The 23,068-nt window shown below is 47.7% G+C and carries 19 protein-coding genes; 12 read left to right on the forward strand and 7 right to left on the reverse strand.

The genetic code is table 11. The annotated features are described in order from the left end of the window. Positions 1–14 precede the first annotated feature (14 nt). Positions 15–1,832 (forward strand): DUF885 domain-containing protein, encoded by a 1,818-nt coding sequence (locus tag ACJJII_RS12360; RefSeq protein ID WP_444916383.1) that lies wholly within the window; start codon positions 15–17, stop codon positions 1,830–1,832. Positions 1,833–2,104: 272 nt separating this feature from the next. Beyond that, positions 2,105–2,500 carry a cupin domain-containing protein gene (locus ACJJII_RS12365; protein WP_282931686.1) on the forward strand — a complete coding sequence of 132 codons (396 nt, stop codon included), beginning with the start codon at positions 2,105–2,107 and terminating at the stop codon, positions 2,498–2,500. 224 nt (positions 2,501–2,724) lie between these two features. On the opposite strand, the gene ACJJII_RS12370 is transcribed toward ACJJII_RS12365, so the two are convergent. From ACJJII_RS12370 to sodB, 3 genes are all read right to left on the reverse strand, one after another. Then, on the reverse strand, positions 2,725–4,611 hold the full coding sequence (locus ACJJII_RS12370) for a DUF885 domain-containing protein (RefSeq protein WP_444916384.1): 1,887 nt from the start codon (positions 4,609–4,611) through the stop codon (positions 2,725–2,727). A 428-nt stretch (positions 4,612–5,039) separates the two neighbouring features. Continuing rightward, complete coding sequence (locus tag ACJJII_RS12375) at positions 5,040–6,917, reverse strand: DUF885 domain-containing protein (RefSeq protein WP_444916385.1); 1,878 nt, start codon at positions 6,915–6,917, stop codon at positions 5,040–5,042. 235 nt (positions 6,918–7,152) lie between these two features. Then, positions 7,153–7,734, reverse strand: coding sequence for a superoxide dismutase [Fe] (sodB, locus tag ACJJII_RS12380; RefSeq protein WP_108732228.1), 582 nt, complete (start codon positions 7,732–7,734; stop codon positions 7,153–7,155). A gap of 332 nt (positions 7,735–8,066) precedes the next feature. Between sodB and ACJJII_RS12385 the strand changes: the two genes are divergently transcribed. Together ACJJII_RS12385 and ACJJII_RS12390 are read left to right on the forward strand one after the other, a co-directional pair. Beyond that, positions 8,067–8,825 carry a coiled-coil domain-containing protein gene (locus ACJJII_RS12385; protein ID WP_282931689.1) on the forward strand — a complete coding sequence of 253 codons (759 nt, stop codon included), beginning with the start codon at positions 8,067–8,069 and terminating at the stop codon, positions 8,823–8,825. A gap of 152 nt (positions 8,826–8,977) precedes the next feature. Beyond that, entirely contained in the window at positions 8,978–10,486 is a 1,509-nt protein-coding gene (locus ACJJII_RS12390) for a fumarate hydratase (RefSeq protein WP_444916386.1), read from the forward strand. 42 nt (positions 10,487–10,528) lie between these two features. Here the strand turns inward: ACJJII_RS12390 and ACJJII_RS12395 are convergent, their stop codons facing one another. Continuing rightward, positions 10,529–12,352: a DUF885 domain-containing protein gene (locus tag ACJJII_RS12395; protein ID WP_444916387.1), complete on the reverse strand. Its 1,824-nt coding sequence runs from the start codon at positions 12,350–12,352 to the stop codon at positions 10,529–10,531. Positions 12,353–12,560: 208 nt separating this feature from the next. Here ACJJII_RS12395 and ACJJII_RS12400 point away from each other — a divergent pair, with 208 nt between their 5' ends. The 5 genes from ACJJII_RS12400 to ACJJII_RS12420 all read left to right on the forward strand — a co-directional run bounded on the left by ACJJII_RS12400 (position 12,561) and on the right by ACJJII_RS12420 (position 16,258). Further along, the gene (locus ACJJII_RS12400; protein WP_108732232.1) at positions 12,561–12,905 is read left to right on the forward strand and encodes a 4a-hydroxytetrahydrobiopterin dehydratase; all 345 of its coding nucleotides are present in this window, start codon (positions 12,561–12,563) and stop codon (positions 12,903–12,905) included. Positions 12,906–13,060: 155 nt separating this feature from the next. Further along, positions 13,061–13,534 carry an OsmC family protein gene (locus ACJJII_RS12405; protein WP_444894651.1) on the forward strand — a complete coding sequence of 158 codons (474 nt, stop codon included), beginning with the start codon at positions 13,061–13,063 and terminating at the stop codon, positions 13,532–13,534. A gap of 75 nt (positions 13,535–13,609) precedes the next feature. Then, the gene (locus ACJJII_RS12410; protein ID WP_444916388.1) at positions 13,610–14,005 is read left to right on the forward strand and encodes a GNAT family N-acetyltransferase; all 396 of its coding nucleotides are present in this window, start codon (positions 13,610–13,612) and stop codon (positions 14,003–14,005) included. A 120-nt stretch (positions 14,006–14,125) separates the two neighbouring features. Next, positions 14,126–14,866, forward strand: a complete 741-nt coding sequence (locus ACJJII_RS12415) for an NUDIX domain-containing protein (protein ID WP_444916389.1) — start codon at positions 14,126–14,128, stop codon at positions 14,864–14,866. Positions 14,867–15,070: 204 nt separating this feature from the next. Then, positions 15,071–16,258, forward strand: a complete 1,188-nt coding sequence (locus tag ACJJII_RS12420; RefSeq protein WP_444916390.1) for an alpha/beta hydrolase-fold protein — start codon at positions 15,071–15,073, stop codon at positions 16,256–16,258. 113 nt (positions 16,259–16,371) lie between these two features. Here ACJJII_RS12420 and ACJJII_RS12425 read toward each other — a convergent pair whose 3' ends face one another. Together ACJJII_RS12425 and ACJJII_RS12430 are read right to left on the reverse strand one after the other, a co-directional pair. Beyond that, the gene (locus ACJJII_RS12425; RefSeq protein ID WP_444916391.1) at positions 16,372–16,875 is read right to left on the reverse strand and encodes a thermonuclease family protein; all 504 of its coding nucleotides are present in this window, start codon (positions 16,873–16,875) and stop codon (positions 16,372–16,374) included. Positions 16,876–17,344: 469 nt separating this feature from the next. After that, positions 17,345–18,034, reverse strand: coding sequence for a pirin family protein (locus tag ACJJII_RS12430; RefSeq protein WP_444916392.1), 690 nt, complete (start codon positions 18,032–18,034; stop codon positions 17,345–17,347). A gap of 136 nt (positions 18,035–18,170) precedes the next feature. Between ACJJII_RS12430 and ACJJII_RS12435 the strand changes: the two genes are divergently transcribed. Then, a complete protein-coding gene (locus ACJJII_RS12435; protein WP_444916393.1) occupies positions 18,171–19,073 on the forward strand; it encodes a LysR family transcriptional regulator in 903 nt (300 codons plus the stop codon). A gap of 150 nt (positions 19,074–19,223) precedes the next feature. Here the strand turns inward: ACJJII_RS12435 and ACJJII_RS12440 are convergent, their stop codons facing one another. Further along, complete coding sequence (locus ACJJII_RS12440) at positions 19,224–19,985, reverse strand: TlyA family RNA methyltransferase (protein WP_444916394.1); 762 nt, start codon at positions 19,983–19,985, stop codon at positions 19,224–19,226. Between the two features lie 126 nt (positions 19,986–20,111). On the opposite strand from ACJJII_RS12440, the gene nhaA reads away from it, so the two are divergent. Further along, positions 20,112–21,587, forward strand: coding sequence for a Na+/H+ antiporter NhaA (gene nhaA / locus ACJJII_RS12445; protein WP_444916395.1), 1,476 nt, complete (start codon positions 20,112–20,114; stop codon positions 21,585–21,587). Between the two features lie 103 nt (positions 21,588–21,690). Continuing rightward, a complete protein-coding gene (locus tag ACJJII_RS12450; RefSeq protein ID WP_444916396.1) occupies positions 21,691–23,067 on the forward strand; it encodes a hypothetical protein in 1,377 nt (458 codons plus the stop codon). Position 23,068: the final 1 nt, after the last annotated feature.

Raw genomic sequence — 23,068 nt, forward strand, 5'->3', positions numbered from 1 at the left:
TCGGGAGAAATATAATGATTAAGACTATTGCCAAATGGTTTGGCGGCTTATTTTTTGTGGGGGTTTTGGCAGTTTCTGCTTTTGCTATTAATGCAGTTTATTTCAAGCCTTGGTCTATAGATGTATTTTTTGAACGTGTATTTATAAAAATCGGCAGTAGCAGTCCGGAAATCCTTTCACAAATTAGAATTTTGGAACAATTTGGAATTGATGGACACAATGCGCATCTCGATGATTTGTCTGAAGAAGAGCAGTTGCGTGTTATTGAAATGATGAAGAGCGAGCTGGCGGTATTGCGCAGCTATGATCGCGAAAGTTTGGAAGGGCAACAGGCCATTTCCTATGATGTGTTAGAGCATCTTCTCAGTATAAAGGCAGAAGTTGAACGCTGGAGGCACCATGATTACCCGCTTAACCAAATGTCGGGTGAGCAGAATAGGTTGCCGGAGTTTCTCGCTGAAGTACATCAGATCAACAATGTAAGAGAAGCTGATTATTACTTGTCTCGTCTGGGAGAGGTCGGGCGTAAGTTTTATCAATTGCTGGATGGTCTGAAGATAAGGGAAGAGAAAGATATCTTGCCCCCGCGCTTTGTTGTCGATAGTGTTTTAGAGGAAATGCAGGGTTTTATCGCCGCGCCGGTAAAAGAAAATATACTTTATACCTCATTACTGGAGCGACTTAACAAAATTGAAAAGCTGGATAAACAGGAGCGGGAACGTATTCTCAGCCAAGCTGAGTTGCTGATTGGTACAGAAGTTTACGCCGCGTATCAAGGGCTAATCGATTATTTCAGTACTCTCCGCTTAAAGGTTGTAGAGAACAATGGTGTTTGGGCATTGCCGGATGGGGATGCCTACTATGCCTATCAGGTACGCAACTTTACCAGTACAGATATTGCACCGGAGGAACTCCATCGTATTGGATTGGAAGAGGTTGCAAGAATTGAAACGGAAATGAATGAAATTTTCTCATCCGTTGGTAGAACCAGTGGCACTATTAGCGAACGTTTCTCTGCACTGAATAATGATCCCCAGTTTCTTTATGAGGATTCAGATTTAGGGCGGGAGAAAATTATTGCCGATTACCAGCTAATGATTGATGAAATTGATGCAGGCCTGGGTGACTATTTTGATTTAAAACCCAATATGGGTGTTGAGGTGCGCCGAGTCCCAGAGTTTAAAGAGCAAGGTTCGGCGGGAGCCTACTACAACCCTCCAGCAATGGACGGGTCTCGCCCCGGCGTATTTTATGCAAACTTGCGGGATGTTCATGAAACCAAAAAGTTTGGAATGCGTACCTTGGCTTACCATGAAGCGGTACCTGGGCATCACTTCCAGTTGGCAATTGCACAAGAGCTAAAAGGTGTGCCGACTTTCCGTAAAATGGGGTTGTTTAATGCTTACTCGGAAGGGTGGGCACTGTACTCCGAGAAGCTTGCTAAAGAAGCCGGTTTCCAAGAAAACCCCTATGATGATTTGGGTCGGTTGCAGGCGGAAATGTTCCGGGCTGTGCGGTTGGTCGTGGATACTGGAATGCACTATAAGCGCTGGAGTCGCGAGCAAGCGATTGAGTATATGCTGGAAAAGACCGGTATGACTGGGTCCGAAGTCACCACCGAGATCGAGCGATATATGGTTTGGCCCGGTCAGGCGCTGGCCTACAAAACCGGTATGCTGAAGATTCTTGAGTTGCGTGAACGCGCTAAAGAAGCGCTTGGTAGCCAGTTTGATATCCGCCAGTTCCACAATGTAGTTCTCACCAATGGCGCTTTGCCATTGGCAGTGTTGGAGCAGCAGGTAGATCAGTGGATAGCAACCAACAAGAGTTAGGATTCATTTTTGCAGAGTATTCGGCTATAGGATCGTCAAAAGAGTAACTTAAAAGTTTGAGCATCTTTGCCGCTAGAAAGGGTGAAGGTGCTCGGATTATGTGGTTTTAGTAACTAAAAAGGGAGAAGGGAAGAATACACCGCGCTTAGGACCCTATGAGGCATGGATGCCGATTAAGAGCTTACAGGGATGTATTCACAGCGTGTCTCGAGTGCGGTGTATTCTTTCCTTCCACCCCAGTAGTAAGAGTAGTACTTGTAAGGGGTTGGTAAGTGCCGAAGTCAAAAGCTATTACGATAGATGATGGGTTTTCTAGAGTTAAATTTCTAAAAGGAAGAACTCCCGAAACAACGGATGAGGAAGCTAAAGATGCATTTGCCTTATTGTCCGAGTATAGGGATGGTGGAATATACGTAGCCCACTATTCAGGGAATAGCGAGTGGGAAAGACACACCAATGGAGATGAGTTTGTTCAAGTTATAGGTGGGGAAACAGCTCTAATTCTTCTCGTTAACGGTGATGAGAAGCGGAACGAATTATCAGCCGGGCAAATATTGGTAATACCAAAAGGTATCTGGCACCGATTTGAAACACCTAGCGAAGTAAAAGTTATGACTATCACCCCGCAGCCAACTGAGCACAGTATCACTAAGCCATGCGATACTTAAGAAATAGGATCATTCTACATGCTGCAGCGGTTTGCAGTACAAGAGTGCGTGCTGTTAGCTGGGGCTTTCAACCTTGAGCTATAGGGTTCTAAAAATGCAGGTAAACCAAGTATATCGCTTGTCCTCGTGTATATTTGGCTCTCGAATTGTTAGGTGTTCACTAATAGCTCAAACAAAAAAGGCCACAGATAGTGGCCTTTTTTAATTCTGTTTTAACCTTTTAGTTATACTTTTGGAGTTCTGGTGTTTGCTATCCACTCGTCAATAATTTCCTCCAGGGCATCCAGTGGTACTGGGCCGTTGGCCAGAACTGCATTGTGGAATTGGCGAATATCAAACTTTTCTCCCAGTTCTTTTTTGGCTTTCTCGCGGAGCTGTAAAATTTTGAGCATGCCAATTTTGTAGGCTGTTGCCTGGCCGGGTAATACGATATAGCGCTCGACTGCTTTAATCACATCCCCCTCAGGATTAGGGGTGTTTTCCATCAGGTATTGTATGGCTTGTTCTCGGGTCCACTTCTTAGTGTGAATTCCGGTATCGACTACAAGGCGTCCTGCTCGCCACAACTCCATGGCGAGGCGCCCAAAATCTGAGTAGGGGTCTTGGTAGAGTCCCATCTCTTTTGGCACCATTTCAGAGTAAAGGCCCCAACCCTCGGTATAGGCGGTATAGTGACCATATTTGCGGAATTTAGGGATATCCTGTAATTCCTGGGTGATAGAGAGCTGCATATGGTGGCCGGGGATACCCTCGTGGTATGCCAGTGCTTCCATCTGGTAACTGGGCATATCGTCCATGTTGTAGAGGTTGGCATAGTAGATGCCTGGGCGTGATCCGTCGGCAGCAGGTTGCAGGTAAAAAGCTTTACCGGCAGATTTCTCCCGGAATGGTTCTACCGCTCTCACATCGAGGTCCGCTCTAGGTTTGGTGATAAATAACTCGTCCAGCCTACCCTTCATGGTATCGATAATGGTAGTAGCCTTCTCAAGATATGCAGCTTTCCCCTGTTCAGTGGTCGGGTAATAAAATTGCTGGTCGGTGCGCATGAATTCGAAGAAGTTTTTCAACTTACCTTCGAATTTTACTTTACGCATAATTTCACGCATCTCATCATGGATGCGAGTCACTTCTTCAAGGCCAATCCTATGAATTTCTTCGGCTGTCATATCGGTAGATGTGTAAAAGCCGAGGCGAAAATTATAAAAGTCACTGCCATCTGCCAGTTTCCAGGCGCCATCATCAGTAGTTGCGCGTATCTCAAGCTCTTGCAGGTAGTCGATTAGGGTTTTATAGGCGGGGCCAGTGTTGTCTTTTAGTGCTGTTTTAGCTTTATCTATTAAGGACTTTTTCTGCTCTTTACTGATATCGAGACTTTCTACTTTTCCCTTAAAGTCAGCAAATAGAGGGCTGTCCTTTTTTCTGTCAAAAGGAGCACCAGTAATTAGGTTTTGTGCATCTCCAATAACATAGGGGAAAACGAATTTTGGGATAGTGGTGCCAGCTTTGGCGTTTTCTTCCAGTTGGTCTTGCAGCTGTGCGAAATACTGGGGAATTCTATTTAAGCGGGAAATATAAGCTTCGGCATCCCTGATGTTATCGATACGGTGCTGGCTGATAAGTGTTGAAGCGGCGCCGGTATGGGTGGCGAACATTTGGTTGACTGGATAATTATGATTTCGCCACTTATAGGCTTCGATTTCTTGTTGCAAAGTGCGTTTTGCCAGTCGAAGATTAAGTTGGGTAGGTCGATCTAGTATAGCGGGATCAATTTTATTCAGCTCGGATAATTGACGTTTATTAATTTCATGGGTTTCTTGCGCAAACTCAGGAGTTAGATCATTCCATTTGCTGTACTCCTCTTTCAGACCCAAGAATGTTTTGAATTCAGGGCTGCGGTCTAGATGCTCCTGGAAGAACTTATCGAATAGCAAATTGACCTTCTTGCTGGCCTCACTCATTTCTTTGCTGACTTTCGGGGGAGGTGACTGATTAAGTGCACTTTCCTCTAAGGGGGCAATCTTATGTGCATCTGCGTTGTTGGTACTATCGTTGCAGCCCGTGAGGATGAGTGAGCTTACTGCCGCTGCAATCAGAGTTACTTTTAACTTCATGAGTACAATCCTTGCGTTCAAAGAGTAGCTCTTACTTTTTTATCATTATTTTTGCAGTTAATGGACTTTTTTATGTAAAAGCATCCCATTATTTGGTTTTGTGGATATAAATTCAGCAGAAAATAAGAGCGGTGCACTTTTTTGGTATGGGGAATACTGGGTATGTTTTATTTTGGTGCTTTTATACGACAGTGGCGGCTAAGGTGAGCTGAAAATAGGGGGGGTTGAAATAAGACCACAGTGCCATTCATGCTGGGAGCTGGTGATTGCTTAATAAGAAGTCCGGAGTGTCATTCCGGACTTCCCTGTAAAACAATAAATGCCGTATTGTAAAAACTATACAGAATTTTTACTTCTGCAATGCTCTACTGACGATAAGAAAAAGACAGACAAGTAGTTATCAGGTACTTATCTGTCGCTTCTATTATTTATTGTTGGGTTTTTACTTTTGCAACCCACTCATTAACCAGTTCTTCCAGTACATCCAAGGGGACTGGGCCACTGGCCAGGATAGTGTCGTGGAAGCCGCGAACATCAAACTGATCACTCAGTTCTGTTTTGGCTTTTTCACGCAGCTCGACAATTTTCAGCATACCAATTTTGTATGCGGTCGCTTGGCCAGGCATCACAATATAGCGCTCGATCGCTTTAACCACGTCGCCTTTCGGGTTCGGGGTGTTCTCTACGAGGTAGTCGATCGCTTGCTCGCGGGTCCATTTCTTGGCGTGAAGGCCGGTGTCTACCACCAATCGGCCAGCGCGCCACAGTTCCATAGCCAGGCGTCCAAAGTCAGAGTAGGGGTCTTCATAGAAGCCCAATTCTTTGGGCACCAGTTCGGAGTAGAGGCCCCAGCCTTCGGTATAAGCAGTGTAACCACCGTATTTACGGAACTTGGGAATATCCTGTAATTCCTGAGCGATCGAAAGCTGCATATGGTGGCCGGGGATACCTTCGTGGTAAGCCAATGCTTCCATCTGGTAAGACGGCATATCTTCCATATTGTACAGGTTGGCATAGTAGATGCCGGGGCGCGAACCATCGGGAGCAGGGCGCTGGTAGAAGGCCTTACCCGCAGACTTTTCGCGGAAGGCTTCTACGGCTCTTACATCGAGATCGGCTTTGGGCTTGGTGATAAACAGTTCATCCAGGCGGCCCTTCATGGTGTCGATAATTGCGGTGGCCTTTTCCAGGTATTCCGCTTTACCTTCCTCAGTGGTGGGGTAGTAGAACTGCTTGTCGGTGCGCATGAATTCGAAGAATTCCTGCAAGTTACCTTCGAACTTCACCTTGCGCATAATCTCGCGCATTTCGTCGTGAATACGGGCAACTTCCTTAAGACCGGTTTGGTGGATCTCATCGGCAGTCATATCCGTAGTGGTGTAAACACCGAGGCGGAATTTATAGAACTCTTCGCCGTCTGCCAGTTTCCAGGCGCCGTCGTCAGTGTTGGCTTTTTTCTCAAGTTCTTGCAGGTAGCTGATCAATTTTTCGTAAGCGGGGCCGGCGCTTTCAGTCAGGGCCTGGCTGGCTTTATCGACCAGTGATTTCTTTTGATCTTCACTGATTTCCAGCTTTTCTACTTTGTCTTTAAAGTCTGCAAACAGTGGGCTGTCTTTTTCACCGTTAAAAGGTGCACCGGTGATCAGGTTGCGGGAATCGCTAATAACGTAAGGGAATACGAACTTAGGTACGATTGTGCCGACTGCAGCATTGGCTTTCAGTTGTTCTTCCAACTGGGAGAAATACTTGGGCATGCCGTTCAAGCGGGCGATATAGGCCTCTGCATCGCTGACATCATCGATACGGTGCTGGCTGATCAGTAGCGATGCTGCGCTGGTGTGGATGGCGTACATCTGGTTGACGGGGTAGCCGTGATTGCGCCACTTGTAGCCATCGATATCCTGTTGCCAGTTGCGCTTTGCCAGGCGCAAGCTCAAGCGGGTAGCGTCATCCAGAGTGGAAGGATCAATTTTATTCAGTTCCGCCAGCTGGCGCTTGTCGAGTTCCAGGGTTTCCTTGGCAAACTCTGGGGAGAGGTCGTTCCACTTATCGTAATCTTCTTTTTTGCCCAGGAAAGTTTTGTACTCGGGGCTGCGGGCGAGGTGCTCCTGGAAGAAGTCCTCGAACATCTGGTTTACGCGCTTGACTGCGGCTGGGTCCACTTTTCCTGCGACTTCTTGAGTCGCTGTGCTTTCCGTGGCTGTGGCGGTTGCACTCTGCTCGGCTGTGTTCGGGGCGCCGCGGTCACAGCCGCTGATTACCAGCGCGCTTATGGCGGCTGCGATCAGGGTTGGTTTCAACTTCATGAGCATATTCCCAGTGTTCGGTTCTTCGTTGCTAATTTGTGCCACTCCAGTGGCATTCTTTAGGTTGCCTGCCTAAATCCCCCACACTTTATGCGGGATGTGTAGTGCAGATCAGCAGGTATTGTGCTGACTGGAGCAGCATTTGGCCAGTAGTGGGGAGAATTTGATTGGGAGGAGGGCATTAAAGAAATAAAAAAAGCGGGCACATGGCCCGCTTTTTCTGGTGACTTCGGGATTAAGCGAAGTTCTGGTTTACAAACTCCCAGTTCACCAGGGCCCAGAAAGCTTCCATGTACTTCGGACGCAGGTTGCGGTAGTCGATGTAGTAAGCGTGTTCCCAAACATCGCAGGTCAGCAGGGGAGTAACGCCTTCTTCAGTCAGCGGGGTTGCTGCGTTGGAAGTGTTTACAATGGCGACTGAGCCGTCAGCATTTTTTACCAGCCAAGTCCAGCCGGAGCCGAAGTTGTTTACAGCACTGGTGGTAAATGCTTCTTTGAACTGGTCGAAGCTACCGAAGGCTGCGTTGATAGCCTCGGCAATCGCGCCAGTGGCTTCGCCGCCACCGTTAGGGCTCAGGCAGTTCCAGTAGAAAGTGTGGTTCCAAACCTGGGCTGCGTTGTTGAACACGCCACCGGAAGAGGACTTGATCACGTCTTCCAGAGATTTGTCAGCGTCAGCAGTGCCTTCCAGCAGGCCGTTCAGCTTGTCTACGTAGGTTTTATGATGTTTGCCGTAGTGGTACTCCAAAGTTTCTTCGGAGATATGCGGTGCCAGGGCGTTCTTAGCGTAGGGGAGTTCAGGCAATTCGAAAGCCATGGTGTTTTCCTTCCTTTGTCTGAGGGTTATTGGTGAGGGCATTCTACACGTGCCGCATCTCAGAATTAAGCCGGCGCGATGGATTAGGGAAGTTTGGGACGATTTCCTCAAACACAAGGGGGGAAGCTTTTGCTGTCAGCTCTATTCGACTGTCGTCTATTATTACTGACGACCGCTTACTTTTTCGTCAATTTTTGGTATAACTGCCGCAGAATTCGACGAATCTGAATGGATTCTATTGTCATATATTTCTGAAAATACGGTACCGGAAAGAGCAGCATAGAACTGGCGGGTACCGGACTCATCAGCACAGTTATCGGGTGTATCGAACCATGCAACGCAAAGAGCCCACACTGGGCGGCAGCGCCGCTCTTGAACCGTCACTGGATCTCACTACCAGCGAAGAAAGGAGTGATTCACCAGAGCCCCAGGTGATCGTGGAGGAGCGCCGCGGTGGTTTCTCTTTCTTGGGGCTATGTGCCCTGATTATGGCGATGGGTGGCCTGGGTGCCTCGGGTTTCCTGTACCAGCAATGGCAGGACAGCCGGACCCTGTTGAGTGATGCAGAGACTCGTATTGCCGATGCGGAAAACCGTATTGCTGAACTGGAGAAGCGCTTTAGCCTCTCCGATGAGGAATCTACGGCGTCGGTTGAAGTACTGAATGCAAAAGCCAAGGAAAACTCCTCGGAGATCCGCAAATTGTGGGGTGTTGCCTATGACACCAACCGCAAGAGTATTTCCGCCAATAAAACAGCAGTCGCGGCTAACAAAAAGCAAGTCGCCGCTCTTAGCACCAAGCTCAGCGGCCTCGAGTCCAGCGTGAAGAAAATCGCTGCTGTAGAGGCTTCGCTGGCAGAGTTGCGCAAGGGCAATACAGATTCCCAGCGTGAGATGACCGACAAGCTTGCACGCCTGGAGCGCCAGCTGGCTTCAGTGCGCAGTGACCTGACTATGCGTGTCGGTGCGAATGAAGAGGCTGTAGAGTCTATCGATGCTTACCGCCGTTCGGTGAATAAGGATCTGGTGCAGCTTCGCGATGCGATTCGCTCTCTGCAATCCAGCGGTGACTCCACCGCTTCATCCATGTAGTTTTCCGGTTGAGTTAAAAAAGGCGGACCTGGTGTCCGCCTTTTTTTATTCCGTTTTCCCTTTCGGTGAATGGGATTTCTGGGAATATCTGGGTCAATAACCCTACATTTCGTGTAGAATCGCCGGCCTCGAGACGTTAATCGGAGTTGGCAATGACCACTATCCGCCAGGATGATCTGATCGGCAGCGTGGCCGATGCGCTGCAATTTATTTCTTACTACCACCCACAGGACTTCATTCAGGCCCTGAACAAGGCTTATGAGAAAGAGGTCAACCCGGCGGCCAAGGACGCCATGGCCCAGATCCTGATCAACTCACGCATGTGTGCCGAGGGTCACCGCCCAATCTGTCAGGATACCGGCATTGTCACCGTGAAGTTGAAAGTGGGCATGAATGTGCGTTGGGAAGCGGACATGAGCGTTACCGATATGGTTAACGAAGGTGTGCGCCGGGCCTATCAAAATGCCAGCAACGTGCTGCGTGCCTCTATTCTGGAAGATCCAGATGGTGCTCGTAAGAATACCGGAGACAATACTCCGGCGGTGATTCACTATGAAATCGTTCCCGGTGATACCGTAGAAGTTTATGTGGCAGCTAAAGGCGGCGGCAGTGAAGCCAAAACCAAGTTTGCCATGCTGAATCCATCTGACTCGGTGGTTGACTGGGTGCTGAAGATGGTTCCGCAGATGGGTGCCGGCTGGTGTCCGCCCGGCATGCTGGGTATTGGTATTGGCGGTACCGCTGAGAAAGCGATGCTGTTGGCCAAAGAATCCCTGCTCGACCCCATCGACATTCAGGAGCTCCAAGAGCGCGGAGCCTCTAACCGTGCTGAAGAGCTGCGTCTGGAACTCTATGATTCCGTCAACAAACTGGGCATCGGTGCTCAGGGCCTGGGCGGACTGACCACTGTGTTGGATGTGAAGATTAAGGATTATCCTACCCACGCTGCCAACAAGGCTGTGGCGATCATCCCCAACTGCGCGGCTACCCGTCACACCCACTTTACCCTGGATGGCTCCGGGCCCGCTCGCCAGACTCCGCCTAAGTTGGAAGACTGGCCGGAAATTACCCGCGAAGCGGGCAGCAATACCCGTCGGGTAAACCTGGATACCATTACTGCAGAAGATATCCAAAGCTGGCAGCCCGGTGAGACCCTGCTGCTGAACGGCAAGATGCTGACTGGTCGCGATGCGGCTCACAAGAAAATGGTAGATATCCTCGCCAAAGGCGAGAAGTTGCCTGTGGATCTCACCGGCCGCTTTATCTACTACGTAGGCCCGGTAGATCCGGTGCGCGATGAGGTTGTTGGTCCCGCTGGTCCAACCACCGCTACCCGTATGGATAAATTCACTCGCACTATGCTGGAAGAGACTGGCTTGGCGGGGATGATCGGTAAGGCGGAGCGCGGCCCCATGGCAATTGAGGCGATCCGCGATAATAAAGCGGTATACCTTATGGCCGTCGGTGGCGCTGCTTATCTGGTTGCCCAGGCGATTAAAGGCTCCGAAGTTATCGCCTTCCCCGAGCTGGGAATGGAAGCGATTTACGAGTTCGAAGTAGAAGATATGCCGGTAACTGTGGCTGTCGACAGTCAGGGTGAGTCAGTACACACTACTGGCCCGCTGATCTGGAAAGCCAAGATTGCCGAAGGTGAGGTGTAACGCTTCCGCCATTTAAAGAAAAGGCCCCAACAGGGGCCTTTTTTATTGGAATTTATTGCCTTGCTCAGCTAAGTCCGCCAGCATCAGTTCGCGAATAATTGGTATAGGTGCACTGCCATAGCTCAGGAACATCTCGTGGAACCCCTTGAGACTAAAGTTGTTGCCCATTTTCTTTTTGATTTCTTCGCGCAGGGCCAAAATATCTGTAAAGCCAGCAAAATAGCTGGTGAGCTGCACTTGGCTTAAGGTCGCCCTGCGCCATTTACCCTCTGCTTCAGCCTGTTGTTGAAAGGCATCCCTGACCATTAACTTCATCGCCTCTGCTTGGCTGATACCCTTTACCTGTACCTCATAATCCAAAATGGTATTAGTGATAGTGCGCAAGTTCCACTTGTAGTACATCAGCCACAGCTCGGGGGAAAAATTACCGTAACCCGCATCCAGCATCATGCGTTCCGCATAGACGGCCCAGCCTTCGATCATGGCAGTATTGCCGAGAATAGTTTTCAGGATACTGGGTGACTGATTGGCGTAGACCAGTTGAGTGTAGTGCCCGGGGATCGCTTCATGGATATTGAGTATCTGCAGGATATAGTCGTTGTATTCTCGCAGTAAGCTCTCCGCCCGTTGATCGGAGTAGGTCTCTATGGGCATCACGTTATAATAGGTATTTGCACTTTTATGGTAGGGGCCAGGCGCATTAATGGAAGCTACAGCAAAGCCTTGCATATAGGCTGGAGTTGTTCGAACTACCAGTGGCTTTTCCTTGTCCAGGCTTAACAGGTTTTTTTCGGTCACAAACTCTGCCAGCTCCGGGATCTGTTGCTCTACTTTTTTCTTGAAAGTTTCTTTGGTGGCATGATATTGGGAAAGCTTGTTCAGCAGCTTTTCAATTTTTGCCAGTGGCTCGTTGGGTGGGGAATCAGAAGGAAAGTATTTTGGCCAGAGTTGATCGGCAAGCTTGGTCATTTTATCGTGGGTTACCTGCTTCTCTATGATGGCGCGCTGGTATAGTTCAGCAGCGCTCATTCCAATATTGATATCAAACTGGAATTTTTCTTCGTAGAGTTTTTCACCGATACGAAAATCACGGAATTTTCCGGATTTAGTCAATTTCTTTTGCAGGTTTTGTAGGAAGTGGATATAGCTTTGTATCGCTAAGCGAGAATCCTGCATTCGCCGTAAGAAAATCTCCTTTGCGTCCGCAGGCATCTGACTTTCTTTAACCGTTTTTTCCAGCTCTTCACCAAAGACTTCCAGTGAGCCTGTACTCTGTTGAATTGCTAATTCAAGCTGTGGCGCTGCCGGACGATAGATAGCTGCCTTAGCGGCCTGATAGTACTCGGGCACTTGCAGCATACGAGTGCTAACGGTATGTAGGCGCTTTAGAAGTGGCGCATAGTCGGTGTTTAGGATCAGGGCAAAAGAATGGGAAACATTATAGATGGATGGGTCCCATTGGTATGACTTAAAGCTGGTATATTGCCATTGCAGTCGCTGCAGAAAATTTTCTATAAGAGCGAGATTACTGCGTGAATTGATATTGAGCTGGCTTTTATCCAAGGCTGCAAATTTGCGTTCATAGATTTGAGCAAAATCCAATACAAATTCACGATAACTCTTATCGGGCACCTGAAGCTCTTTGGCTACTTCATAGTAGCCTTCACTGAGCGCCCAGGATGGGAATAGATTCCATAGGCCGTGTATAAATTGCTGACAGAGCTGCTCGAATGCCAGGTTTGTCTCGGAGCGCATTTCCTCCAGGATAACCTTCTCTGGTGGAGGAAGGCGCTCTCTATCCACTTGCTGGCGCTCACAGGCTCCTAGAGATACTAGAAGTAATAAGAGACTGAGGTGTGCTTTCATGACAATCCTCACGTTAATCTGCCGATGTCGACCCAAGGCTGCGGTGGCTATAGATCGTCCAATATTTTTAGCATGCGGTTCCATTTTGTGATGGTAAAACCGGATAAAATGCGTTTTTGAGCCCTGTACTTGTTTCGTTAAGGGGGGGCGGGTAGAGTGAGGCCGGCCCAATTGAGCCGATAATAAACAAGGTTTTGAGGACCGATTCATGACCGAACTAGCTCAACAACAATGTGAAGCCTGTCGTGCCGATGCGCCGCTGGTGAGTGATGACGAACTGCCAGGACTGCTGCGGCAGATCCCTGACTGGACGCCGATGACCCGTGACGGAATTATGCAGCTGGAACGCGTGTTTAAGTTTCGTAACTTCAAGCAGGCTCTGGCGTTTACCAACCGTGTCGGCGCGATTGCTGAAGAGGTGGGGCATCACCCCGCACTGCTGACTGAATGGGGTAAGGTTACGGTTACCTGGTGGAGTCACGAGGCTAAGGGCCTGCACAAAAATGACTTTATCATGGCTGCTCGCACCGATGAGCAGGTGGATGCCGCTTAACTAGTATTTCTTGTGGCGCCTATATCCGGCTTCGGGAGGCGATGGACCATTTGAAATAGCACTCACCGGTTCTTGGTAATCTTAGGGCTGGTGAGCATCCCAATTTAGCCCCTTTTCCCCCAAGACTAGGGGTGTCGTCTAAAGGGAGATAAGTCTTGTCAGAGTATACATCAACGGTGACCTGGAAACGCGACGAGCAGATTTTCACCGATAATCAATACAGTCGAGCCCACACCTGGCAATTTGATGGTGGGGCATCTATCCCAGCCTCCTCTTCCCCCCATGTTGTACCCATTCCCTATTCAGTAGTTGAAAACGTTGATCCAGAAGAAGCTTTTGTAGCGGCTCTGTCCAGCTGCCACATGTTGTTTTTTCTATCGATTGCAGCCAAGCGAGGATTTGTGGTTGATGAATATTGCGATGAAGCTATAGGAATTATGGGGGCCGATAAGGATGGCCGAATTGCTATGACTAAAGTTACCCTGCGTCCTTCAGTGCGCTTCTCCGGTGAAAAACAACCCAGTCGCGAGCAGTTAGAAAAAATACACCACCTTTCCCACAAACAGTGTTTTATTGCGAACTCCGTGAAAGCTGAAGTGGTGACAGAGATCCAGGAAGCTCCAGTTTAAATAGCAGTTTGGTTGTCGCTAGGTGCTAGGTAGACTTGGCGGCACTATTCATTTATTTATTTTTTCCGGCAAGATATGTACACAGTTATTGAGAAAGTAGCTCCTACTGAGGATTTCCTCAAGCTGCGAGAGATAACTGGCTTAACCCCCAGAAGCCGTGAAGCAGCGGAAAAAGGCCTTCCAAATAGTTTGTATGGTATCCATATAAAAAGACAATCTGAAACTGTCGCTATGGGGCGGGTAGTGGGGGATGGCGCACTTAATTTTGAGATAGTGGATGTTGCTGTCGATCCCAAATTCCAAGGTGTTGGCCTGGGGCGTCAGATCATGGAGCACATTATGGCTTACCTGGATCGAGAAGCCCTTCCTTCAGCATATATTACGTTGATGGCAGATGTTCCCGAGCTTTATAGAAAATTTGGATTTGAATTGAGCCGTCCAGATACTGAAGGGATGTATCTTATCAAATAATGGCACAGAGCTATTATTTTGGATTCGAAGTTGGCTTTACATCAATGAACGAATGATTGATTCAGTGTTGGCTATATCGTTTATGGTATTGAAATCATTTAGGTGTTGAATAGGTTGCTTGTGTTTCATCATACAGTTGATTCCTTTAATTGCGTTACTTTGGATCTCGAGAATTTTTCTGGTACGGAAAATCAGTTCTTGGTTGAACTGGTAGCCATTATAGAAGTATCCAGAGTTAACAGACGAAAGTTGATATGGATAGATCTCCGAGATGCACTTACCCGGTTTATCCCGATATGCCTAAAGCATGGTTTTACATTTCATAGCTGTCGGGATTCTGCTACAAGGCTGGTTCTTAAGCTTCAGGAAGATGCATATGTTCCCTTCTACCCAACCCATACGGTGGGAGTTGGGGGATTCGTACATCTTGATGGGCAACTGCTCTGTGTCCAGGGCCACAGTGCAGCATCGAGCCCGAAGCTGCCTGGAGGAACCGTTGACCTGGGTGAAAAGATAGCCGATGCGGTGATTCGTGAGGTTTATGAGGAGACCGGTGTGTCCTGCGAGTTTTCCTCAGTACTCGGATTTGCCACCCGATTTCCTACAAATTTAGGCTACACGGATATCTACTTCGTATGTGAATTGAGTGCCTTAAATCGGGATATTTCAATAACAGATACGGAAGAAATTAAGCATGCTTCCTGGGTGGATATTGACCACTACTTAAATGGAGGGCATATCTCAGCATTTAATAGACATGTTGCTGAAATGTCCTTGCAGAGGCTTGGTTTAACCCAGGTCAGCCAAGACTCTTACAAGGATCCTTTCGCAAAACAGGAAATATTTTGGACTAATGCCTAAAAGATCCAAATGATTAGTTGAGTATATATCGCAGTTTAACTACTTACTTTTTGGGCAGAGGGAAAGACTAAGCTGCATTCTAAACACATCGTGAATTTTTCATTCTCATTGAGCCCAGAATGCGGTGTATGCTTTTCTTTCTCTTATGATTATTAAATTATTAGTGGGTTAAATGGTTAGCTGGTGGAAAGATGGAGTGTTCCTATGAAAGGCAAATTTATAGCAATTTTAATTGCCGCAGTTTGGAGTTTGACTGCTCAATCCAATGAGTTAACTATTGGTGAGCGCAAGGTTATTGTCTCGCAAACTCTCGAAGAGAGAAGGGAGTATTGGATTTCTCTTCCCACATCCTTTAAAGAAGGTGGATATAAAAATTATCCGGTTCTTTATTTACTTGATGCAGATTTTAATAGTTTCTTTCATGTCTTCACGGGTATGGTTCGGCAGCTGAGTTCTGATGCCACTCCAGTAATTCCTGAAATGATTGTCGTAGGTATCGTAAGCCAAGAACGTGTTAGAGATAGCTCACCTACTAGATCGCTAATTGAATATGGCGGGCGTAAAAATCAGGCGCTTTCCAATACAGGGGGCGCTGATCAATTCCTTGAGTTCTTAAGAGAGGAGCTTATCCCAGAGATAAACGCGGAATATCCGACATCTGGGTATCAAATTCTTGCAGGTTACTCATTTACAGGTCTACCTGTTATTCATAGCTTATATTCATCGCCTGAAGATTTTAATGCGTATATCGCTATTGATCCAAGTATGTGGTGGGATGAGCAAATTATGTTAAAGCGGTATTCTGAATTCCTACAAAGTAAATCAACTGAAAAGCGCAGGCTGTTTATCGCTACTTCAGAGAGAGTAGAAGGTGTATATCCTGAAGAAAACTATGTTGCAGAATTTATTAGGCTGCTAAATGAGGAGCCCAAAAAAGGGTTGTACGTAGATTCAGTAACCTATGGGGCAGAAGAAAATCATCATACCATGCCCGTTATTAGCTTTTATAGAGGGCTTCGATCAATTTTTGATGGTTATATGATCGATGATCAAGCTAGATTTCGCACCGCAGTGAATGTTAAAAATCACTTCGAACAGTTCTCAAGAAAGCTCGGAGGGACGTTTATGTTGAGGGAAGATGTTATTCGTTTCTTTGGCTATGATCGTCTCTATAATGATCAGTTTGGCATAGATGTTGATAAGGCAATAGAATTTTTCGAATTGAATACACAGTTTTATCCAGGTTCATATAAGACCTGGGATAGTTTGGCTGAAGCTTATATGGTAAAGGGGGAGGAAGAGCTTGCTATAGATTGCTATAGAAAGTCATTGTTAATAAATCCTGATAATGAAACAGCAAGAAATAGAATGGCTCAACTTGAGGTCGATTAGATTTATTTTCAGTAGTTATGCTTAACCTGGTGATCTGAAGTGCTACCGTTGCCCTAAAGTCAGATCGCCAAGTTATTTTATGCTGTATTTTTCTGATTTCTATTGCGTTTGATCTAGTTATCTAAAATTAAGTTGTTCTCTGGATTGTAGTAGCAGTAATCGTAGTCCAAGTTCTTGCGAAAACAGTAGGGGTCTATAGCATCAGTGTTCGACCACAACCCAAGGCCGTAGTAGTAAGCAAATTCCTGCTCGAGTTCAAACTCGCTGCCACAATAGTATTCATAATTCCAGGCAGCTCCCTGTATTACCATTTCTTGATTGATATTGTACCCATTCACATACAGGTACCCAGTTTCCCGACCATAGATGTCTTTCCCTGTAGATTCAAAATCAACTGAACCAAATGACAATAGGTCGCTTAGGATTTGAGTGGCTTCGGGGCCGTACGATTGGTTGCTGGGGTTGGTCTCAGGGGCATCAATGCAATTCAAGCGTATTTTTATATACTCATTGTCGACGTAACCGTGAACTGTATCGCCATCAATAACTTGATAGTTTGTTAGCTGAGCAGCCTGAATCGAAGTGGATAGGGTCGTCATGATAAGTAGTTTTTTCATTATGATTTTCCTAGATAAAAATTGCATGGCGTAGCATAGGTGGGGGTTGTTACGGTGCTGTGTAGAAATAGCGAGATAAAAAATGGATTTTTATTAAATGTATGGTGAGGTCAGGCTGTTGAAAATAGGGAGGTATATCCTTGCAGCCTGCTAAAGGCTATATTTAGCTTTATTGAATCGAAAATAGGGGTGGGTAGATGTGTCTTATTGTGGGTCTATTTATTTGATTTTTTTTGGATTCAGTAGCTCTTAATCTCAAGAGCTACTGGGTGTTGATGTGAGATGCTTTCATTAAATTAAGTTTACTGTTTTTAGGTCTAGGTTTAGTTCCTTTCAAAAGGGTTTTGTGGAGGCTTGGTTTTGATTTGGGCGCCTTCATCAAAATGGATGTAGCTCACATTCTAGCTAATGGTAGAGTTGTTGCTTGGTCGGCCATATAGTTCTGAATGATGTTTTTGTAACTGAGGATCTAATTGTTATGGCTCACAAGAAGCAAGTGCAGCGCCGCTGTACTGGTGAGAGTTAAGTTGTCCCCTCGGATTAAGTCGCCCTCCTTCACCTGCTCTGTGATGTGTTCTGAGGTTACTTTTGCATTTCCACTAATCACATAGATTAAATGAGTTTCATTTAAAGATAATTGTTCATCTGTTTTTAAGTGTGCAATGTCCATTAAAGTGCTGCTATCAAAAGTACTGCCTTTCTCGTCAATACCTCCATAAATACGAGTGGTGCCATCTAATGCCGGTTTGTAGGTTTTATACCCCGCAGGCTGGCCAGCTTTCTCTGGCAGCGCCCAGACTTGCAGCATTCTGTTTTGCTGTTTGTCTGGATTAATTTCATTGTGAGAGAAACCCTCTCCCCCTGCACGTTGTACCTGAACTTCACCTGCGGCTAAATCCTTGCCGTGTTCTAAAGATCCCTCATGGCTGACCCGACCCTCGACAATGATAGAGATAACATCGATTTCACTGTGCGGATGCATACCCGATGAGCCCTGGGGTAAATAGCGCGCATCAGCCAAATACACCATATTGCCCAGTCCTTCAAAAGCCTCTGCTTTTTTGCGAGCACCAAATACGCGGCTATCAGTCACCAGTCGATGTTCAGTAATACCTGCGAAGCCGCCTAACTCTAGTGTGTCTCGAGCTAAAATTTCCATTTTTTTCTCCGGGTGGTTTGTCTGTTGCTGTAGTCGATGGAGTCATTCTAGATATCCCTTTTTGTTTGATATATAGTTATTTTTTGTAATCATTATTCCATTTTTAACAACAATAGAGCTTTGCAGGTTTCATAGGATGGGCCGTAACGTTGATTTGAACGACATGCTGCTTTTTATGGCAGTAGTGGATGCAGGTAGTTTTACCTCAGCTGCGGAACGGCTTAATTTGCCTAAGGCAAATCTCAGCCGAAAAATTGCCAGGCTGGAACATGCTCTGGGAGTCACTTTGCTAGAGCGAACCACCCGCACACAAAGCTTGACTGAAGCCGGCAGTACCTACTTGCAACACTGCCGACGAATACAGCATGAAGTCGATCTAGCAGAAAGCAAAGTCGGCAGTTTAGTGAGCAAGGCGTGCGGTAAGTTACGGGTGGGCGTCTCTGTTGGTGTAGGCCATGCGATATTGAAAGATGTGCTGGGTGAGTTTCTACAGGCCCATCCTGATATTGAATTGGAGTTAACTCTATCTAACAAAAGAGTGGATTTGATTGAGGAGGGCTACGATCTGGTTATCCGCGTGGGAGAGTTGGTTGATTCTCGGTTGATAGCCAAGAAATTAGGGAAAATTAGGCGCCGTTTATACACTAGCCCAAATTACATAGAGCGGCAGAATCTGAATGCCGAGTTAGAATCTTTGGCCGATTGCGAGTTTCTAATTATGAGCAGTGCACAGTATGGTGGCAGGTTGAACTTAACGAATGGCACTGATGTTCGAGAGATAATGATCGAGCCGAGAGTGAGAGTCGATGACTTCTTGATGCTAAAGCAGATGCTGGTTGATGGTTGTGGAATAGCAATTCTCCCCGACTATATGTGCCAACAAGAAGTAGCTGCGGATTTATTGGTGTCAGTATTTTCTGAGTGGGAGATGCCACCGGTGGATCTGTATGCGCTCTACCCGCAACATCGACAAAAATTGCCAAAGGTGAGTTCTTTTTTGGCCTTTGTTCAGCAGGTGTGTATGAATCGACTGGGCTGAACGCGTTGAGAAATCTTTTCAAGCTGCATATCAAGCTAACTAAATATGTATTTAAATATTAACTCGGTAGATAGCCCTTATTCGTTAGGGCTATCGAAACTTCAGCAAAGGTTTTTTCTGTGAGGTTTAATTCACCTGAAGAAATTCAGGTTAGCGTGGATGCCGAGTGGCCCAAAGTAAAAACTCCCGATTGCCATCGCCGCCCTTTATTGGGCTGTCAATATACTCTTTCACCTCAAGTCCCAAATCTTCGCATAAGGCAGTGATACGCTCGCGTACCTCCGGGTAGTATTCGGCATCACGCACCAGACCACCCTTGCCGATCCCCTCCGGGCCCACCTCAAATTGCGGTTTAACCAGACTTAAGAGTTGTCCCGAAGGTTTAAGCAAGGCGGGTAACTGCGGCAGAATGAGTGCTTGGGAAATAAAAGAGACATCCATAACGATGGCATCAAAACATGCGTCTCCGTGGGGGGAGATTTGGGAAGCTTCCAGGTGGCGTGCATTTACCCCTTCAAATAGGTGCATACGGGGGTCATCCAGTAACTTCTGCGCCAACTGATCTCGCCCAACATCAACACCGACAACTGATGCTGCTCCCCGTTGAAGTAGGCAGTCGCTAAAACCGCCAGTAGAGCAGCCAACATCCAGTGCGTGCCACCCAGAGGGGTTCAGTCCTGTCTGGTCGAGGATGGCGGCCAATTTCAGGCCCGCTCGGGAAACATACTGGTCTTCCGGTAGGGGGGTGACTTCAAGGGCGCAATCTTCCGGAATGCTCTGCCCAGCCTTGCGCGCGGGCTGGAGGGTACCGCCATCGGATACCATGACCCTTCCGGCATCAATCAGTTTCTTTGCATGGGTGCGGGAGTTTGCCAGCTCTCTCTGTACAAGCAGTTGATCCAATCGGGTCATGTTTCGCGGTGCAATCCTGTTTACATAATTGAGAATACAGGGGCCATGCTAACCTCTGGCTCCAGCAGGTAGAAGTGCGGCTCCGCAAATTGTGGGACTAATCTTTAGTAAGGAGGAGGTTAGCTGATGGCAAAAAGCGTTCTGGATAAGTTCAAAATTCGCAAGGGAAAGGTCTTTGAGGCGCCACTTGAGGGTGCCTTTGGGCGCTTGGTAACTCCCTTTGAAGAGTTTATCCATCGCCAAAGCAGCAGTGGTATTTTGCTGATGCTATCAGCTCTGGCGGCGTTGGTTATTGCCAACTCTCCTTTGCAGGAGGCTTACAAACACCTGTTGCACATGCCCATCAGCCTCAGCGCGGGAAACTGGGAATTCTCTCTCTCCTTACATCACTGGATCAATGATGGCTTGATGGCGATCTTTTTCTTTCTGGTGGGATTGGAGTTAAAGCGTGAATTTATGGTGGGAGAGCTGTCCGACCTTCGCCAGGCTGTACTTCCTGTGATGGCGGCAATTGGCGGAATGGTGGTGCCGGCACTTATTTACGCTTCTTTTAATGCGGATAGTGGTGCAGAACGCGGCTGGGGCATTCCCATGGCCACGGATATAGCATTTGCTGTCGGCTGTATTGCCCTTTTGGGGAATCGGGTGCCTCGTGCGGTAGTTACTTTTCTAGTTGCGCTAGCCATTGTGGATGATTTGGGCGCAATTTTAGTGATTGCAATCTGGTATACCGAACAGGTGAATATCACTGCGCTGATTGCGGCGGGTTGCCTGGTAGTGATTATGTGGCTGCTAAAAGCGGCGGGGGTTCGCAGTTCTCCGGCATATGTATTCGTTGGTGTGCTGCTCTGGTATGAGTTCTACCTGGCGGGGGTACATGCGACTATTGCGGGGGTGATTACGGCAATGGCACTGCCGGCCAAACCCAAATATGACCCGGTGGCTTTTAGCTCCTTTGTAAAGGATATTATTCGCAGCTTTGACCGCTGTTTCCGGCCAGGCGATAAGATTATTGCTAACGATGCGTTGCGCGCCCGAGTGATGGCGCTGGGAAATGGCGTCAACCTGGCGCAATCACCGCTACAGCGTATGGAAACCCGCCTGCACACACCGGTGGGCTTCGTAATAATCCCTATTTTTGCATTGGCTAACGCCGGTATTCCCTTTAGTAGTTTTACCAGTTCTTCGGCAGTGATAAACCCTGTCACCCTTGGGGTCATTTCCGGCTTGGTTGTGGGTAAGTTGGTGGGTATCGTTGGCGCCACCTGGATTGGCTGGAAGCTGGGCTGGGGCAAGTTGCCTAAGTCCGCCAATTTCCAACACATTGTCGGTGTTGCACTCCTTGGCGGGATTGGATTCACTATGTCGATCTTTATTGCCGAGCTGGCCTTTAGCTCTGAATATGAGCTGTTGATCCAAGCTAAAGCGGGTATCCTACTGGCATCAGTAATTGCTGGAGTGGCTGGGTTCCTGGTATTGCGCAAAGCTCCGGTGGCCGATGAGTTTGAAGTTCATGGGGAGGGGGAGCCCCTGGATGAAGGTGGCAGCGATAGCCTTGGGGAAGGGGAGGACGTAGAACAGCAGCCCAGCCGCCAGGGTTAATTTGTTTTAGCGTTCCTGATGTCACTGCCCCTCGGTCCTGGAGGGGCCTGATTCCATTAGTCTCCAGTTCCCATTGTTAATGTACGTGAGAGAAATAAGAATTATGCATTTGAGAACACTGGCACAGGCGCTACCAGTGCTGGCTATTTCCCTGCTGCTTGGGGCTTGTGATGGCCAAACTACAGCTAATAAAAAAGCCGATTCTGAAGTCGGGGTTGATGATCAATCGACTACAACAATTCCCAAATCCGATAGTGGAGATAGTGCGATGGATAGTCTGGCCCAGGCTTATGTCCTTCTAGTACTTGAACTGGGAAATCACGACGACAGCTATGTCGATGCCTATTACGGCCCGGCTGAATTGCGTGAAACTGCCACCAAGAGTAATGCGAGCGCTGCAGATATCGCCCGGCGCGGTGAGTCTTTACTGGCAGAGCTGCCAGCGGTAATCGACGGCGATGGGTCTATCGAAAACCTGCGTATGCATTACCTGAAGACACAGTTGCGGGCCCTGGTGTTCCATGCTCGTAGTCTAGCAGGAGAGAGCCCGAGAAGCTTCGCCAATGAAGCTCGAACCCTCTACGACACCGAGCCCCCGCAGCAGGATTTGGAAAGTTTTGAACCCATGCTGGAGGAGTTGGAAGCATTACTCCCAGGTGAGCAGCCCTTGAGTGAGAGGGTAGCCAGCTTCCGCAAAGCTTATGAAGTTCCTGCCGATCGCCTTCAGGCCGTATTTGATGCCGCCATTAAAGAATGCCGCGCGCGCAGCAAGCAGTATGTTTCGCTCCCAGCGGATGAGAGTTTTGTACTGGAGTATGTCAGCGACAAACCCTGGAGTGGCTACAACTGGTATAAGGGGCGTTCGCACAGTCTTATACAGGTGAACAATGGCCTGCCTATTACGATAGATAGGGCTATTGACCTGGGGTGTCACGAAGGGTATCCGGGGCATCACACTTATAACGCGCTGTTGGAGCAAACTCTGGTCAAGGAACGGGGTTGGGCAGAGTACAGCGTTTACCCGCTTTTCAGTCCACAATCACTGATTGCGGAAGGAAGTGCAAACTACGGAATTGAGCTGACTTTCCCCGGTGAAGAGAAAACCCGCTTTGAAATGGAAGTTCTCTACCCCCTAGCTGGCCTGGATCCGAAAACGGCGGAAAAGTATGAGCAGGTAATGGCCCTGGTAGATAAGTTGGGCTTTGCCGGCAATGAGATTGCCCGCCAGTATATCGACGGGGAAATTGAGGGCGCGCAGGTACCTGCGTTGTTTGAGAAATATACCTTGATGAGTCCCGCCAAGGCGGCACAACGGAAGGATTTTGTAGATGCATACGGCGCCTACGTAATTAATTACAATTGGGGTAAGACACTGGTTGCTGATTATGTAGAGCAGGGCAGTCAAAATAATGAAGAGCGTTGGCAGCGTTTTACCCGTTTATTATCCTCGCCGCGCCTGCCGTCATCCCTGGATTGGTAAT

Source organism: Microbulbifer maximicatervae (SeqCode) (genome assembly GCF_052467825.1).

Coding starts and splice junctions, on each gene's coding strand:
- sodB (WP_108732228.1), bottom strand. CDS start 7,734: ATGGCTTTCGAATTGCCTGAACTCCCCTACGCTAAGAACGCCCTGGCA.
- ACJJII_RS12450 (WP_444916396.1), top strand. CDS start 21,691: ATGCATTTGAGAACACTGGCACAGGCGCTACCAGTGCTGGCTATTTCC.
- ACJJII_RS12410 (WP_444916388.1), top strand. CDS start 13,610: ATGTACACAGTTATTGAGAAAGTAGCTCCTACTGAGGATTTCCTCAAG.
- ACJJII_RS12395 (WP_444916387.1), bottom strand. CDS start 12,352: ATGAAAGCACACCTCAGTCTCTTATTACTTCTAGTATCTCTAGGAGCC.
- ACJJII_RS12425 (WP_444916391.1), bottom strand. CDS start 16,875: ATGAAAAAACTACTTATCATGACGACCCTATCCACTTCGATTCAGGCT.
- ACJJII_RS12400 (WP_108732232.1), top strand. CDS start 12,561: ATGACCGAACTAGCTCAACAACAATGTGAAGCCTGTCGTGCCGATGCG.
- ACJJII_RS12435 (WP_444916393.1), top strand. CDS start 18,171: ATGGGCCGTAACGTTGATTTGAACGACATGCTGCTTTTTATGGCAGTA.
- ACJJII_RS12360 (WP_444916383.1), top strand. CDS start 15: ATGATTAAGACTATTGCCAAATGGTTTGGCGGCTTATTTTTTGTGGGG.
- nhaA (WP_444916395.1), top strand. CDS start 20,112: ATGGCAAAAAGCGTTCTGGATAAGTTCAAAATTCGCAAGGGAAAGGTC.
- ACJJII_RS12430 (WP_444916392.1), bottom strand. CDS start 18,034: ATGGAAATTTTAGCTCGAGACACACTAGAGTTAGGCGGCTTCGCAGGT.
- ACJJII_RS12390 (WP_444916386.1), top strand. CDS start 8,978: ATGACCACTATCCGCCAGGATGATCTGATCGGCAGCGTGGCCGATGCG.
- ACJJII_RS12440 (WP_444916394.1), bottom strand. CDS start 19,985: ATGACCCGATTGGATCAACTGCTTGTACAGAGAGAGCTGGCAAACTCC.
- ACJJII_RS12375 (WP_444916385.1), bottom strand. CDS start 6,917: ATGAAGTTGAAACCAACCCTGATCGCAGCCGCCATAAGCGCGCTGGTA.
- ACJJII_RS12385 (WP_282931689.1), top strand. CDS start 8,067: ATGCAACGCAAAGAGCCCACACTGGGCGGCAGCGCCGCTCTTGAACCG.
- ACJJII_RS12370 (WP_444916384.1), bottom strand. CDS start 4,611: ATGAAGTTAAAAGTAACTCTGATTGCAGCGGCAGTAAGCTCACTCATC.
- ACJJII_RS12420 (WP_444916390.1), top strand. CDS start 15,071: ATGAAAGGCAAATTTATAGCAATTTTAATTGCCGCAGTTTGGAGTTTG.